The sequence below is a fragment of the Microvirga guangxiensis genome (genome assembly GCF_900102135.1).
In the GTDB taxonomy this organism is placed as follows: domain Bacteria; phylum Pseudomonadota; class Alphaproteobacteria; order Rhizobiales; family Beijerinckiaceae; genus Microvirga; species Microvirga guangxiensis.
The window spans coordinates 77,967-93,071 of record NZ_FMVJ01000012.1; the positions used below are offsets into that span (position 1 = coordinate 77,967).

Consider the following 15,105-nt stretch of genomic DNA (forward strand, 5'->3'; position numbering starts at 1 on the left):
GGTCGATCGCCCCCCACCCCTGCCCCTCCCCGCAAGGGGGAGGGAAACATGCGCCATATTCTTCAGCGAGCTAGTCTCTGAAGAGGATGGGAGCATGCGCGTACATCAATCGGGCATCAGCGCGTGATCGACCGCAGCAATCGCATGGATCGTCGTGGTGTCGAAGAGCGGCACGGCGCTGTCTTCCTGGGACACCAGCAGCATGATTTCCGTGCAGCCGAGAATGACAGCCTGCGCACCCTGATCGATCAGGCGCGCGATGATGGTGCGATAAGCCTGCCGTGACGCCGGGTCGATCCTGCCGAGGATAAGCTCCCTGTAGATCACCTCATGCACGATCTTCCGATCATCGGCCTCCGGCACGATCACCTCCAGGCCGTGGCGGGATTGCAGGCGCCCCTTGTAGAAATCCTGCTCCATGGTGAAGGCCGTGCCGAGCAGGCCCACGCGCGTGAAACCAGCCGTCTTGATCCCCTCCGCTGTTGGATCCGCGATGTGCAGCAAGGGAATGCGGACCGACGAGGTGATCGCATCCGCCAGCCGATGCATCGTGTTGGTGCAGAGAACGATGAAGTCCGCCCCTCCCCGCTCCAGGTGCAGGGCCGCATCCCTCATCAGGTCGGCAAGCCTGTCCCACTCGCCCGCATGCTGGAGCTGTTCGATCTCGTCGAAATCGACGGAGAGCATGAGGCTGCGCGCCGAATGCACGCCGCCGAGCCGTTTCAGCGTTTCCTGATTGATGATGCGGTAATACTCGGCGGAACTCTCCCAGCTCATTCCGCCAATGAGCCCGATGGTCTTCTGCGTCACGGGAGCCTCAGACAACCGGCTTGTAGGGGCTGCGTGCGCTGCTCAAGGCATCGTCGAGAAGCTCGAGCCTGTCCTGCCCCCAGAAGACCTCGCCATCGAGCACATAAGCCGGAGAGCCGAATACGTCCGCCGCCACCGCGTTTTCGAGATTCAGCGCATAGATCGCTTCCGTCGTGCTGCCCGTTGCGATGTCCATGAGAGACGATGAATCGAGGCCCGATTGCTCGGCCAGTTCGGCCAGCACAAGCGGATCTCCGAGATTGCGCTCCTCCTCCCAAACTGCCGAGAACGCGCGGCGCAGGAATGCATCCGGGCTCTTTCCTGTTGTCGTGATCGCGATCACCGTGCGGTCTGCGAGGTTCACGTCGAAAGGCCAGTGCTTCGGATTGAGATTGAAGGACAGGCCGCGCTTCTCGCGCCAGCGCTGCAATTCGACCATGCGGTAACGCTGGCGCGCGGGGTGGCGCTGCTGGAGCGGCACGCCGCCGGTTTCGGAGAACACCCTGCCGAGGAATACCGGCTTGAAGTTCACCTCGATCCCATGCCGTCGCGCGATCTCCATGAAAGGAGCATGGCCGATATAGGCCCAGGGACTCACAAGCGAGAAGTAATAGTCGATGACACGGGGCATGGAGTTCAAGCCTCACGGTTAAGGCTGCAGGAAAAGGGGCCTAACCTTGAACCATCACGCCGCCTTCTTCAACGTCTCTTCCGCATCCAGGAAAGCCTGGACCTCGGGAGCCACGTCCGGCGGATCCGCTTTCACGCCGATCTCGCTCAGCAGATGGGCCACGGACATGAATCCCTTGACGTTCCGATCATAGAGGCCAGCCCTGACCAGGGCGATGGCATTGAGGATCAGTCGTCCATCCTTGGCCTGCGAGACCAGGCGCTGCTCCATCACTACATGGCTTTCGGACCATGTCAGAATGCGCGTTTCGAGGACGAAGGACTGGAACAGCCGCATCTCACGCCGAAACCGGATCTGGCCTGCGCTCACCACCGGCACCCAGCCATGTTTGAGGATGGGTCGCCACAGCCCGGACCGTATCATGATGTCGGCGCGGCCAAGATCCATGAGCGCCCAGTAACGTCCGTTGTTCATGTGGAGCGACACGTCGAGATCGTGCGGCCATACGCGGAACCGCAAGCGCGAGACATCGGCGACCGGGTTGATCCTAGGCCTGAGGAACGACGCGATGATGAGATGAAGGACGCGCAGCCAGAGATTCATGACATGCCTATTCCGGTCTGGCGTTGGAACGCAAGAAGATCGAGTGTGGGAGCGTCAAGGCCAAAGCCCGTGAGAAGGCCGTGTACCTGACCGCGATGATGCGTCTGATGATTGAAGAAGTGCGCCAGCATGGGAGCAAGCGGCTGCTCGATATCCGCAGGATTCGTGATCGTGCGATACCGGATCGAGCCCATGATGTCGGCATCGGAGAGGCCCTCGATATAATCGATGATCCTTGCGTCCTCTTTCCGGCGGGCCTGTTTGAGTTCAGGAAGGTTGCCGAAGAGGACTGCATCGAGCCGGTTGGGGGCCTCGCCCTCCCCCGTGAACCGTTTCAACCAGATGCGATCGGCAACGAGAACATGGTTGAGGGTGCCGTTAACCGATTTGAAGAAAGCACCGCGATCCGCGTTGTACTCCGCTTCGGACAATTGCGCGGCAACTCCATAGATGCGCTCGTTGCACCACGCATTGTAAGCCGCCATCATGACGAAGTGCTGCTTCATGGAGGGCTTCCCCTGTCGCTCCCGTTTCTCATCAGCAACACCATATCATGATTTCAGACGGTGCGTAGCGGAGATCCAGGATCACGTCACCAGTCCAGCTCAGGATCATCTCCGCATAACCAGGGATTTGTAAGGGCGTTTTTCCGTGAGATGCGCACAGGGCGCATCCCCGGAACGAGTCCGGGGATGACGAGGAGCAGCCTAAGCCGCCTTCTTCGCCGCGGCGCGGCCATAGAAGGTCTCACCGCTTGCCGCCATGTCGAGGAGCAGCTTCGGCGGAGCGAAGCGCTCGCCGTGCCTGGCCTGGAGCTTCTGGCACAATTCCACGAAGGTCTTCGCACCCATGAAGTCGATGTAGGACAAGGCGCCGCCCGTATAGGGCGCGAAGCCGAAGCCGAGGATGGAGCCCACATCCGCCTCGCGCGGATCGGTGATCACACCTTCTTCGAAAGTGCGCGCCGCTTCCAGCGCCTGCGCCACGAGAAGACGCTGCTTCAACTCCTGCATGTCGATGAGCTCGGCCTCGACCGGGTTCACCTGCAGTTCCTTGAGGCCCGGCCACAGGCGCTTCTGGCCGCCCTCCGGATAATCGTAGAAGCCCTTGCGGTTCTTGCGTCCGAAGCGGCCTTCTTTCTCCACGAGCGCCGTCAGCAGTTCTTCCTGTTCCGGCACGATGGCAGCATCGCCCAGCTGCGCCTTCGTGGCGCGAAGGATCTTGAGGCCGAGGTCCACGCCCACCTCGTCGTTCAGCGACAGCGGCCCGACGGGCATGCCCGCCTGCTTGCCCGCCTGCTCGATCATCGCCGCAGGCACGCCTTCGATCAGCATCAGGTGGCCTTCGAGGATGTAGCCGAGCACGCAGCGGTTCGCGAAGAAGCCGCGGGAATCGTTGACGACGATCGGCGTCTTCTTGATGAGGCGCACGTAATCGAGGGCGGTGGCGAGCGCCTTGTCGCCCGTCTCTTTTCCCAAGATGATCTCCACCAGCATCATCTTCTCGACCGGTGAGAAGAAGTGGATGCCGATGAACTGGCCAGCATTCTTCGCGTTCTTGGCAAGGCCCGAGATCGGCAGGGTCGAGGTGTTCGAGGCGAAAATGCAATCCGGACGGATCGCGGCCTCGACCTTCTGGATCACCTCGGCCTTCACCTTGGGATCCTCGAAGACGGCCTCGATCACGAGATCGCAATCGGTAAGGTCGCTGTAATCGGCGGATGCCGTGATGCGCTCGAGAAGCGCATCGCGATCCGCCGTCTTGGCGCGGCCCTTCATGATCTGGTCGGACATGAGCTTGTGTGAATGCGCCTTGCCCTTCTCCGCAGCCTCCACGTCGCGGTCGATCAGCACGACCTGAAGGCCGGCATTGGCGGTGACGTAAGCGACGCTCGCGCCCATGAAGCCCGCGCCGACCACACCCACTTTCTTGATGCTCGTCGGCGGCACATCCTTCGGGCGGCGTGCGCCCTTGTTCAGATCCTGCATGGAAAGGAACAGGGTGCGGATCATCGCCGCCGCTTCCTTCGAGCGCAGAATCTTGGCGAACCAGCGGGACTCCACCTTCAGCGCCAGGTCCATCGGCAGTTGCAGTCCCTGATAGACCGTCTCCAGTATCGCGCGGATCGCCGGGTAATTGTCCTGCGTCTCGCGGCGGTAAATGGCGTTGGCCGGAGGCCAGATCTGCATGCCGGCGGCGGAATAGACCTTGTTGGAAGGCAGCTTATAGCCCTTCTGGTCCCACGGCGCGACGGCGGAGCCGCCGTTCTTGATCCAATCCTTGGCCGTCTGCACGATCTGATCGCGCGGCGCGACCGCGTGCGCCAGACCCATGTTGCGCGCCATGAGCGGACGAAGCTGCTCGCCCTTGAACAGCATCTGCAAGGCGTCGCCCGTCTGCATGAGACGCGCCACGCGCTGCGTGCCGCCCGCACCCGGAAAGAGCCCCACCTTCACCTCGGGCAGGCCGACGCGGGTGGAATCCACATCCGACAGCACACGGAAGTGACAGGCGAGCGCCAGCTCGAACGCGCCGCCGAGGCACACGCCATGAATGGCAACCGCGAACGGCTTGCCGCAGGTCTCGAGACGACGATAGAGCAGCGAGAGCTTTCGCGACTCTTCGAAGAGGAACGTGTTGGCCGCTTCCTCGCCCTTCTCCTTCGCCACGCGCATGAATTCTGCGTTGGAGGATTGCAGCATGGTGAGGTCGGCGCCGCCGGAGAAGGATTCCTTGCCCGAGGTGATCACGCAGCCCTTGATGGCCTCGTCGGCGGCGACCTTCTCGATGAGCTGGGACAGCTCGTCCATCACCTGCGGAGTGATGACGTTCATGGAACGATCCGGCATGTCCCAGGTGGCGAGCGCGATGCCGTCGCTATCGGCCTCGAAGCGGAAATTGGTGAAGTTCGTCATGGATTCTCTCCTGTTCCGCTCAACGTCAAACGCGCTCGATGATCGCTGCCGTGCCCATGCCGGCAGCGACGCAGAGCGTGATCAGCGCCGTCTGCTTGTTGGTGCGCTCCAACTCGTCGAGCACCGTGCCGAGGATCATCGCGCCGGTCGCGCCGAGCGGATGGCCCATAGCAATCGCGCCGCCGTTCACGTTCACCTTCGCGGGATCGAGATCGAGCGCCTGCATGTAGCGCAGCACCACGGACGAGAAGGCCTCGTTGATCTCGAAGAGATCGATGTCGTCCTTCGTCATGCCGGCCTTCTTCAGAGCGAGCTCCGATACGTCGATGGGGCCGGTGAGCATGAGGGCGAGATCGGAGCCGATGGAGGCGAAACCCTTCAGGCGGGCGCGCGGCTTCAGCCCCATCTTCGCGCCGCCTTCCTGCGAGCCGATGAGAACCGCAGCAGCCCCGTCCACGATGCCGGACGAGTTGCCTGCGTGATGCACGTGGTCGATGAATTCCACATCCGGATGCGCGGCGATCGCCACCGCGTCGAAGCCGCCCATCTCGCCCATCTGGACGAAAGCGGCCTTCAGCTGGCCGAGCGACTGCATGTCGGTCTGCGGACGCATGTGCTCGTCATGCCCGAGGATGGTGAGGCCGTTCACATCCTTCACCGGCACGACGGACTTCGCGAAACGTCCCTCCTCCCAGGCTTTCGCCGCGCGCTTCTGCGACTCCACCGCATAGGCATCCACATCATCGCGGGTGAAGCCGTACTTGGTGGCGATCAGATCCGCCGAGATGCCCTGGGGCAGGAAATAGCCGGGAATGGCGATGCCAGGATCGACGGGCCATGCGCCGCCGGATGCGCCCATGCCCACGCGGCTCATGGACTCGACGCCGCCGCCGATGGCGACATCCTTCATGCCGGACATCACCTGCGCTGCCGCGAGGTTCACCGCATCGAGGCCCGAGGCGCAGAAGCGGTTGATCTGCACGCCCGGCACTTCCTTGCCGAAGCCTGCCTTCAACGCCGCGGCGCGCGCGATGTCTCCGCCTGCCTCGCCGACAGGATCGACGCAACCGAGCACCACGTCCTCCACCAGCATCGGGTCGAGGTCGTTGCGGCGGCGGATCGCATCGAGCGCGGTCACGGCGAGATCGACCGTGGGCACCTCGTGAAGCGAGCCGTCCGGCTTGCCGCGCCCGCGCGGGGTGCGAACGGCGTCGTAGATGAATGCATCGGCCATCAGGGCCTCCCAGATTTATTTGGCGTCATCCCGGGCCAGCGGAGCGCGACCCGGGATCGTTATCAGAACCTGCACTTCACTCGTCGCGCGATCCCGGCGTTTCGGCCGGGATGACGCTTGTCGATCAAAAGGCTTCCATCGGCATTGCCATCGTCACGTCCGCACCGGACGAGATGCGCGCCAGGCGCACGCTCGTTTCCGGCATCATGCGCTCCATGAAGAAGCGGCCCGTCAGCAACTTCGCGTCCATCTTCTCGGCGACGCCGTTGCCTTGCGATTTCTTCGCATGGGCGGCTTTCGCGATCTTGGCCCACATGTAGCCCAGAGCGACCGTGCCGAAGAGGTGCATGTAGTCCGTGGCGCCCGCGCCCGCATTGTCGGGCTTTGCCATGGCGTTCTGCATGAACCACATGGTGGCCTGCTGCAGATGACCGAGGCCCTGCTGGAGCGGTGCGACGAAGCCCTTCAGGTTCTCGTCGTCCGCATTCTCCTGACAGAAGGCGCCGACCTCGTTGAAGAAGGTCATGATGGCGCGGCCACCATCCTTGCCGAGCTTGCGGCCGACGAGGTCCATGGCCTGAATGCCGTTGGCGCCCTCGTAGATCATGGCGATGCGGGCATCGCGCACGAACTGCGACATGCCCCATTCCTCGATATAGCCGTGGCCGCCGAACATCTGCTGTGCCTTCACCGCATTGTCGAAGCCCAGATCGGTGAGAACGCCTTTCACCACCGGCGTCATGAGGCCCATGTAATCTTCGGCGGTCTGGCGCTGCGCGTCATCCGACGAGCGATGCGCGATGTCGCTGTTGAGGCCGGTCCACACGACGAGCGCGCGCGCCGCCTCGTTGAAGGACTTGATGGACAGCAGCGTGCGGCGCACATCCGGATGGACGATGATCGGATCGGCGACTTTGTCCGGGAACTTCGGGCCGGTGAGCGAGCGGCCCTGCAACCGGTCCTTCGCGTAAGCGACCGCGTTCTGATAGGCGACCTCGGATTGCGCGAGGCCCTGAACGCCGACCGCGAGACGCGCCTCGTTCATCATCACGAACATGGCGTTGAGCCCGCGATTTTCCTGCCCCACGAGCCAGCCCTTCGCGCCGTCATAGTTCATGACGCAGGTGGCGTTGCCGTGAATGCCCATCTTGTGCTCGATCGAGCCGCAGGACACGCCGTTCTGATCGCCCAGCGAGCCATCGTCGTTCACGATGAATTTCGGCACCACGAAAAGCGAGATGCCCTTGGTGCCCTGAGGCGCGCCTTCGATGCGCGCGAGAACGAGATGAACGATGTTCTCCGCCATGTCGTGCTCGCCGGCGGAGATGAAGATCTTGGTGCCGGAAATGGCATAGGAGCCGTCGCCGTTGGGAACGGCTTTCGTCTTGAGCAGGCCGAGATCCGTGCCGCAATGAGGCTCGGTGAGGTTCATGGTGCCGGTCCAGGCCCCCTCGACCATCTTCGGCAGATAGGTGCGCTTCTGCTCTTCCGTGCCGTGCACCAGCAGCGCCGCGATCGCGCCCTGGGTCAGGCCCGGATACATGGCAAGCGCCAGGTTCGACGAGGAGAGGAATTCCTGCATGATGGTGTTGAGCACGGACGGCAGCCCCTGCCCGCCGAATTCCTCCGGCACGGACAGCCCCATCCAGCCGCCGGAGGCATAGGCCTCATACGCGTCCTTGAAGCCCTTCGGCGTGGTCACCGAACCATCGGCGTTGCGGGTGCAGCCCTCCTGGTCGCCGGAGAGGTTGAGGGGCGTGAACACCTCCTCGCAGAGCTTTGCGCCCTCGGCGAGAATGGCCTCGACCACATCGGGCGTCGCATCGGCGAAGCCCGGCAGATTGTTGTGACGCTCGATGGGGAAGACATCGTTCAGAAGGAACATGACGTCTTCGACAGGGGCCTTGTAAACCGGCATTCGCGCATCCTCTCCAATCAGCAGCCAGCCGACTCCCGGAGCCGCCAGCACAATAGATAGTTCACATATAAACTATCTATTCCTTTTGGGAAGAGGTAGGGCGCAAAATCTCCGGCGTCAGGGACGAAAGTCGAGATCAGAACCGGAGTGGTCGGCAGAAGGGGAAGACGAGGATGGGGCGCCTCCCTCCCCCTTGTGGGGAGGGCTAGGGGTGGGGGTCGGACAGTCAGAGCGCTACGCATCATCCAGAACGCACGGCAGCCCTACCTTGTCATAGCCGGGCTTGCCCCGGCCATCCCGAACTCTTTCGTTCTGCCCTCATCCTGAGGAGCAGCGCAGCTGCGTCTCGAAGGAGGCCTCCCGTGCACTCTGGATCCTCCTTCGAGACGGCCCTTCAGGCCTCCTCAGGATGAGGGCGAGTGTGAGGGGATCAAGGCTGGGGTCGTAAAGTCGGAGCGCAGCATCTGCTCCAGTGAACACGACAACTCTACAGCACGTCCCCTCTCCCGGGTGGGAGAGGGGCAGGGGTGAGGGAGTGCCCTGTCCGGATCAGGCAGTCCCTCACCCGGAGCTGCGCTCCGACCTCTCCCAATCGGGAGAGGTCTTCCAGTGTCTCACTGGTTTGAGGTCTCACCCGGTCGATCGACCCCCACCCCTGCCCCTCCCCGCAAGGGGGAGGGAACACGCGCCTCATCCAAGCACGGCAGCGGATGATATGTTCTTGCTTTGTTCTTGACTGTTGTCCTAACCTGGGCTATAGCTATGGGCATCCGGCTCCAGGAGGGGCGCGCTCGCGAGGCGTCGTGAATGATGGGAGCCGGAACGGTCCTGCGCAGGCCTCGCAATCCTGTGACGGGAGGCCCATCGCTGCAAGATGCGGTGTCCGCCTAAACAAACCGTGCGCGAGGAGCCGTCAGGTTCTTCACACACTAGACACACGAGCCGGACGCCTCCTCGCGCCCTCCCTCGACCCCAAACCTCGGAGCAACAAGCTCGCGAGGCCATTCCCGCTTGCTCTTTGATATCATCAACTGCGTGCGCAACCTGCCGTTCACGGCTGCGCGCTCGAATAACTCTTTGCCGCCCTGCCCTATCCGGGGCGAATTCTTCTCCAACACGCCCGGCCTTCTTCGCGATGGAGCCGGAAGTGCTGGCAGCTCTCCGAGACTGAGCATCGCGAACTCGCAAGCCGCGGGCCTCAAAAGGCCGCATCCTGAAAAGAGAAAGCGCCTGAGTTGCGTCGGGAATTTCCCTAAGCCGCTCAGGCGCTCCGTAGAATTCGTCAGATGGATTTAGGCTGCAGCGGCAAGGCTGGAGCGGCGGGACTTCAGTTCCTGAAGCGCCTCTTCGATCTCGATCTTCTGCTGCTCGAGGTGGCGGATCTGGTCTTCGACCTGGTCGAGAGACAGCTTGAGGTTCATGGCCGCGCCATTCGGCGAGCGCTCCTCGGCCAGCATGGCGCGGATCTCGGTCAGGGTGAAGCCGAGCTGCTTCCCCTTCAGGATCACCGACAGGCGCTCACGGTCGCGGGCATCGTAGATGCGGGCGGTGCCATCGCGGCGGGGAGACAGAAGCCCACGATCCTCGTAGAACCGGAGCGTACGTAGAGTTACGCCGAACTCCCGAGCCAGATCTCCGATCGTATAGAACTTCGTGCCCTCTCCCATATCGCTGGAATCGGAACCAACTGCGTTGTGGTCCATCGTATGCCCCGTCTGTTTTCCGTTTTGCTGAGATGCATCAGCATCATTAACCGTAATGTTATGATAGAACATACGACATGTTGGTTGCAAGTGTTTGAAAGCAGTGAGGTCCAGTTGAGCAACATGAGGGCTTTTTCTTGCGCTTTGCCTAAAGGAAAACTGCCCATTCGGAGAGGGCCACCCCTGCTAAGTTCCCCTCGCTTAACGGGTTTTTTACCACGCTCGCCGAAAGCTGCGCCGTCGGCTGGGTGACCTAGAGGCCAAGTGATTCGCCTCAATCCTGGGTTCCATGGCTGCCACGGCGGGCAAGGCAGGGGGCCTTCGGCTGGCCGGGAGTTCGGTGTATCCCCCGTGAGCGCGGCCATGAGACGACCTGTCCCTTCGAACCTCGACGAGCTTGACCTCGACGTCCGGGAGATGGCGAAAGCCGCCGCCCGTCAGGCCGGAATGAGCCTCGAGGAATGGGCCGCCGCCGTCCTGGCCGCGAAGGACGAGAAGCGGGCCCCCCTTCCCCGCATGACTTCCCAAGAGCGCAGGCCTGAGAACCACCATCCGGGCTCTCCCATGCCAAGCCCTTCCAAGGCGTCCCGCTCCGAGCTTGAGCGGACCTTCGAGGCTCTCATGGCAGCGGTTTCGGCCGAGACGGAGCGGCAGACGCAGGACCACGCCTCCCGTACCGCGATTGCCCTGGAATCCATGGCGAGCTGGATCGAGCAGACCGAGGAGCGCCTGAACGAGACGGCGCGCGTTTCGGCCGATCATCAGGACCGCATGGCGACCGCCCTCTCCCAGGCTCTGACCACCCTGAAAGGCCGCCTCGACTCCGTGGAGAATCTGGCCGCGGCCGAGCGCCAGCCCGACCAGACCTGGATGCCGGCCATCAATGCGATCAGCGCCGAGATCGAGCAGCTTCGCGCGGGCATGGCTAATCTCGCAACGCACGAAGAGATCTCCTCTCTCGACAATGCCCTCAAGGACATTGCCAAGGACATGGGCCAAGGCGCGGCCAGCAAGGACCTTCTGATCCTCGCCCAGTCCACGGCAGCGGTTTACCGCCAGATCCAGACCCTGTCGGAAGACCTGAACGAAGGGCTGCATGGGCGCATCGGCGGCGAGATCGACCGGCTGAAGACCCGGATCGAGCGGATGGCTGAATCCGGCGTCGACCGCACGGTGATCGATTTTCTGAGCAGTCAGATCGTGGACATGCGCCATGATCTGTCCAATCGCGCGGAGCCGCGCCAGATCGAGCGGCTGACGGAGGAAGTGACGACTCTCGGCCGCCAGATCGCAGATCTGCGCATCCATCAGGTCGGGCGCAACGACCTCTCCGCGCTCAAAACCTCGCTCGAGACCGTCTGCGCAGCCTTGAACAAATCCGTCGCGGCGCAGGAAGCAAGCGACGTGCCGGCGCAGCTCGACAGCATGAGCCGGGATCTCGCGGCCTTGACCAGCCGCCCCGCGCCGGAATCCGTGAACCTCGATCCGATCACCGACCAGCTGGCGCTTCTGACCGAGCGCATGGCAACCCTATCGGAAAGCCGCTTTCAGCAGAACGACGCGCTCAACGTCATGATCGAGCGTCTCTCCGCACAGGTCCAGGCCGTCGCCGACAAGGAGGCTCCCTCGCAGGAGCCGCTGATGAAGCGTTTCGACAGGATCGACGAAGAGCTGCGCCAAGTCGGCGAGCAACTCGGCCAGCATGCGGACACCTCGTCGATGGAGCACATGCTGCGCAATATCGACGAGAAGCTCGATCGCGTTCCGCTCAAGCCCCTGAGCCTCGACGCGCTCGAACAGCAGATCGCATCGCTCGCGGAACGGCTGGCACAGAAATCCGACGAGCCTTTGCAGAAAGTGCTCGAAGAAACCACGAGCCATCTCCGCAATCTTCAGAACGACGCAGCCGGCATCGCGGAGCGCGCGGCGAAGGCGGCGCTGAAGGACCTGCAGCCGAGCCTGCCAGACGCGGGCGATCTCGACGCCTTGAAGCAAGGCTTCGTCGAGCTCAAAGCTCTGCAAAGCCGCGCCGACAAGAAAACGCAGGAAACCCTGCGCGCGGTTCACAGCGCCCTCGAAACCCTCGTCTCCCGCTTCCCCGAGCAAGGCGCGGCGCCGCAGCACGCGGGCCCGATCTCCCACGCCATGGCCAGCGCATCGCCCGAGCAGATGCCGCCGGAAGACAGGCTCGAGGCCGCCGTCCGCCGCCTGCATGCGGTGACTCTCTCGCAGATCGAGGAAGTTTCCACGACACGCCCGGAGGATGCGGCAACGTCATCCGAAATCGTCGTGAACACGCCCGCCATCGATGAAGCGGAACTCGGCAATGTGCGGGCCGGCTTCATCGCAGCCGCACGCCGTGCGGCACAGGCAGACCATGCCGTCGTCCCATCTCAAAGCGCAGAAGAAGAAGCGGTCGACCCCGTTGAGGCAATCGATGCGGACGGCGTTTCGACCGAGGCTTCGGCCTCTCTCATGGAGCGGATCCGCCAAAGGCTTGATGCCCATCGCCGGTCGCTGCTGATCGGCCTCGGCTTCGTCATTCTGGCAGCGGGAACGGCGCAGGTGATTTCCAGCGGCATGGTCCCTTCTCCGCTGGCGCTGTTCGACGCCGGTAAGATATCGGAGGCAAACCCGGTTCCCCTCGTCAAGGCTACGCCCCATGACGAAGCGGCGCAGACAGGAAGCATCCCCGCATCTTCCGACAAGACGGATCTCTTCCAGCCTTCGAGCCTGACGACAACCGCAGCTCCCGTCTCTTCCGCACCCGCTGCGCCCGTGACGAGCGTCGCCCCGAAATTCCTCATCGATCCGGCAACGGTGGGCGATATTCCGGCCCTGGTTCCGGCCGCGCTCCGTCAGGCCGCTCAAGCCGGCGATGCGACAGCACTCTACGACATCGCCTCCCGGGCCGCCGAAGGGCGCGGGATTCCGCAGGATATGATCCTGGCCATTCATCTCTATGAGCGCGCCGCCCAGGCCGGATTGCCCCCGGCACAGGAGCGGCTCGCCATGATCATGGAGAAGGGCATCGGCACGCCGCGCGATCCGAAGCAGGCGAGCATGTGGTACGAGAGGGCGGCGCAGGGCGGCAATATCCGCGCCATGCACAACCTCGCCACGCTGCTGGCTTCGGGCTGGAACGGCAAGCCCGACTACGTGGCAGCCTTGCGCTGGTACAGCGAGGCCGCCGAGGCGGGACTCAAGGACAGCCAGTTCAACATGGGCGTCCTGCTCACCCGGGGCATCGGGACCAAAGCCGACCTGCCGAAGGCTTATAAGTGGTTCGCCCTCGCCGCCGCGCAGGGTGACGCGGACGCTTCCAAGAAACGCGACGAGCTTGCCGGCCGCCTCAGCGCGGCCGATCTGAAGACGGTGCAGGCTGCCCTTGAGCAATGGCGGCCCCGCCCCGTCGATTCCATCGCCAACGAGGTTCCCACACCCGCGGGCGGTCAGACGGCAACCTTGGAGCAAGCACAGGGGAGCAGAAGCTGACGATTGAACCAAAGCGGTCAGCTTACGTTCATCGCTTGTCCTTTACATCGCTCCGCACATCTCTGTAACCCAACCGTGGCTGCACCGGCCAGGGGGACCCGGATTGCAAATTTACCTGCCGATCGCTGAAATGCCTGTGAGCGTTCTGCTCATCCTCGGGATGGGTGCGGCGGTCGGTTTCATCTCGGGTCTGTTCGGCATCGGCGGCGGCTTCCTGATGACCCCGCTCCTGATTTTTCTGGGCATCCCGCCAGCCGTGGCGGTCGCGACCCAGTCCGCCCAGATCGTCGCCTCCTCCACCACCAGCGTTCTCGGCGCGATCCGGCGCGATGCGCTCGATCACAAGCTCGGCGCAATTCTCGTGGCAGGAGGCTTTGTCGGCTCGGCGCTCGGCGTCTGGTTCTTCGCCGCAGCCCGAAGGGCAGGCCAGCTCGACCTCGTGATCGTCGTCTCCTACGTCACGCTATTCACGGTGGTTGGAAGCCTGATGCTCAAGGAGAGCATCCGGGAGTTCTGGACAAAGCGGAAAGGCGGCACCGTGCGCCTGCGGCGACAGGCAGGCGAGCATGCGTCCTACCTCGGCTGGCCGCTGCGGATGCGGTTCTACCGTTCCAAGCTCTATGTGAGCGTGATCCCGATCCTGCTGCTCTCTCTGTTCATCGGCTTTGCCGGCGCCCTCCTCGGCATCGGCGGCGGCTTCATCGTGGTGCCGGCGCTGCTCTATATCTTCCGGGTTCCAACCACCGTGGTGGTCGGAACCTCGCAGTTTCAGATCGTCTGCACTACCCTCGTCGCCCTTGTTCTTCACGCCGTTACGAACCAGGCAGTAGACATGGTGCTGGCCATCCTGCTCATCATCGGGGGCGTGTTCGGCGCACAGTTCGGCGCACGCATGGGCCGGAACCTGAGAGCGGAGCTGTTCCGCTTCCTCCTGGCGATCCTGCTGCTAGCGGTCGGCCTGCGCTTTGCTCTTGAGCTCGTCATCGAGCCGCAGGAGCCGTTCTCGATCACTGTGCAGGAGCTGCGCGAGTGAGAACGCTGTGGCTTCTGCTGATCACATTGGCATCCATCAGCTCCGCCCCAGCGGAAACCCTGATCACGTCCCTGTCGAACCACCGGGTTCTCATCAACTCGAACTATACCGGTACATCGATTGCCGTGTTCGGGGCCATCGAGCGCGACGCGCAGACCGTCGCCCGCGCTACGGGCTACGACGTGGTCGTCACCGTTCGCGGCCCGCGCCAATTCCTGGTCGTACGCGAGCGGGAGCGTCTCGGCCCGGTCTGGATCAATCAGGAACAGCAGAAATTTCCGCAAGCGCCTGCCTATCTGAGCGTTCTGACCTCACGGTCCATCGACGAGATCACGAGCGTTCAGCTGCGCCAGCGCCAACAGATCGGCCTGAGGGCGATCATTAACTCCCCCGTCTTCACCAATGAGCGCGGCGCAGGCGCCGATCGGGATTTTCGCGAGGCGCTCTATCGCCTGAAGGCGCAGGAGGGGCTTTATCTCGAGGACGAGCGCGGGGTGACCTTCCTGACGCCAGACATTTTCCGCGCCAGCATCCCCCTCCCCGCTACAGCTCCACCCGGCGAATACAATGTGGAAGTGACCCTCTTCGCCGATACGGTGATCCTGGCGAGCACGATCACCCATTTCGAGCTGGTCAAAACCGGTTTCGAGGAACAGGTCGGCGCGGTGGCGCGCGACTGGTCCCTGCTCTACGGCCTCGCCACCGCCCTGATCGCGATCTTCTTCGGCTGGCTCGCCAACATGATTTTCCGAAGGGACTGAAG

Annotated in this window: 11 protein-coding genes; 3 read left to right on the forward strand and 8 right to left on the reverse strand. The window is 63.1% G+C overall.

All coding sequences use genetic code 11. From position 1 onward, the window contains the following. Positions 1-105 precede the first annotated feature (105 nt). From BLP10_RS18205 to BLP10_RS18245, 8 genes are all read right to left on the reverse strand, one after another. On the reverse strand, positions 106-810 hold the full coding sequence (locus BLP10_RS18205) for an aspartate/glutamate racemase family protein (protein ID WP_280141119.1): 705 nt from the start codon (positions 808-810) through the stop codon (positions 106-108). Positions 811-817: 7 nt separating this feature from the next. Then, positions 818-1,441: a 2-hydroxychromene-2-carboxylate isomerase gene (locus BLP10_RS18210; protein WP_091137830.1), complete on the reverse strand. Its 624-nt coding sequence runs from the start codon at positions 1,439-1,441 to the stop codon at positions 818-820. A 54-nt stretch (positions 1,442-1,495) separates the two neighbouring features. Continuing rightward, complete coding sequence (locus BLP10_RS18215) at positions 1,496-2,044, reverse strand: acyl-CoA thioesterase (RefSeq protein ID WP_091137833.1); 549 nt, start codon at positions 2,042-2,044, stop codon at positions 1,496-1,498. After that, complete coding sequence (locus tag BLP10_RS18220; RefSeq protein ID WP_091137836.1) at positions 2,041-2,550, reverse strand: DinB family protein; 510 nt, start codon at positions 2,548-2,550, stop codon at positions 2,041-2,043. The genes BLP10_RS18215 and BLP10_RS18220 overlap by 4 nt, the downstream gene beginning before the upstream one ends. Positions 2,551-2,751: 201 nt before the next feature. Continuing rightward, positions 2,752-4,959 carry an FAD-dependent oxidoreductase gene (locus tag BLP10_RS18225; RefSeq protein WP_091137839.1) on the reverse strand — a complete coding sequence of 736 codons (2,208 nt, stop codon included), beginning with the start codon at positions 4,957-4,959 and terminating at the stop codon, positions 2,752-2,754. Between the two features lie 25 nt (positions 4,960-4,984). Beyond that, on the reverse strand, positions 4,985-6,193 hold the full coding sequence (locus BLP10_RS18230; RefSeq protein ID WP_091137842.1) for an acetyl-CoA C-acetyltransferase: 1,209 nt from the start codon (positions 6,191-6,193) through the stop codon (positions 4,985-4,987). 124 nt (positions 6,194-6,317) lie between these two features. After that, the gene (locus tag BLP10_RS18235) at positions 6,318-8,111 is read right to left on the reverse strand and encodes an acyl-CoA dehydrogenase C-terminal domain-containing protein (protein ID WP_091137845.1); all 1,794 of its coding nucleotides are present in this window, start codon (positions 8,109-8,111) and stop codon (positions 6,318-6,320) included. Between the two features lie 1,292 nt (positions 8,112-9,403). Beyond that, a complete protein-coding gene (locus tag BLP10_RS18245) occupies positions 9,404-9,814 on the reverse strand; it encodes a MerR family transcriptional regulator (RefSeq protein ID WP_091137849.1) in 411 nt (136 codons plus the stop codon). Positions 9,815-10,177: 363 nt separating this feature from the next. Between BLP10_RS18245 and BLP10_RS18250 the strand changes: the two genes are divergently transcribed. The 3 genes from BLP10_RS18250 (at position 10,178) to BLP10_RS18260 (ending at position 15,103) form a co-directional block, all read left to right on the forward strand. Beyond that, positions 10,178-13,309, forward strand: coding sequence for an SEL1-like repeat protein (locus tag BLP10_RS18250; RefSeq protein WP_091137852.1), 3,132 nt, complete (start codon positions 10,178-10,180; stop codon positions 13,307-13,309). 103 nt (positions 13,310-13,412) lie between these two features. Continuing rightward, the gene (locus BLP10_RS18255) at positions 13,413-14,342 is read left to right on the forward strand and encodes a sulfite exporter TauE/SafE family protein (RefSeq protein WP_091137854.1); all 930 of its coding nucleotides are present in this window, start codon (positions 13,413-13,415) and stop codon (positions 14,340-14,342) included. Next, positions 14,339-15,103 carry a TIGR02186 family protein gene (locus BLP10_RS18260; RefSeq protein ID WP_091137857.1) on the forward strand — a complete coding sequence of 255 codons (765 nt, stop codon included), beginning with the start codon at positions 14,339-14,341 and terminating at the stop codon, positions 15,101-15,103. Before BLP10_RS18255 ends, BLP10_RS18260 begins: the two co-directional genes overlap by 4 nt. Positions 15,104-15,105: the final 2 nt, after the last annotated feature.

Excerpts from the sequence above, each read along its gene's own strand:
- BLP10_RS18210 (WP_091137830.1), bottom strand. The coding sequence starts at position 1,441 with ATGCCCCGTGTCATCGACTATTACTTCTCGCTTGTGAGTCCCTGGGCC.
- BLP10_RS18215 (WP_091137833.1), bottom strand. The coding sequence starts at position 2,044 with ATGAATCTCTGGCTGCGCGTCCTTCATCTCATCATCGCGTCGTTCCTC.
- BLP10_RS18220 (WP_091137836.1), bottom strand. The coding sequence starts at position 2,550 with ATGAAGCAGCACTTCGTCATGATGGCGGCTTACAATGCGTGGTGCAAC.
- BLP10_RS18225 (WP_091137839.1), bottom strand. The coding sequence starts at position 4,959 with ATGACGAACTTCACCAATTTCCGCTTCGAGGCCGATAGCGACGGCATC.
- BLP10_RS18230 (WP_091137842.1), bottom strand. The coding sequence starts at position 6,193 with ATGGCCGATGCATTCATCTACGACGCCGTTCGCACCCCGCGCGGGCGC.
- BLP10_RS18235 (WP_091137845.1), bottom strand. The coding sequence starts at position 8,111 with ATGCCGGTTTACAAGGCCCCTGTCGAAGACGTCATGTTCCTTCTGAAC.
- BLP10_RS18245 (WP_091137849.1), bottom strand. The coding sequence starts at position 9,814 with ATGGACCACAACGCAGTTGGTTCCGATTCCAGCGATATGGGAGAGGGC.
- BLP10_RS18250 (WP_091137852.1), top strand. The coding sequence starts at position 10,178 with ATGAGACGACCTGTCCCTTCGAACCTCGACGAGCTTGACCTCGACGTC.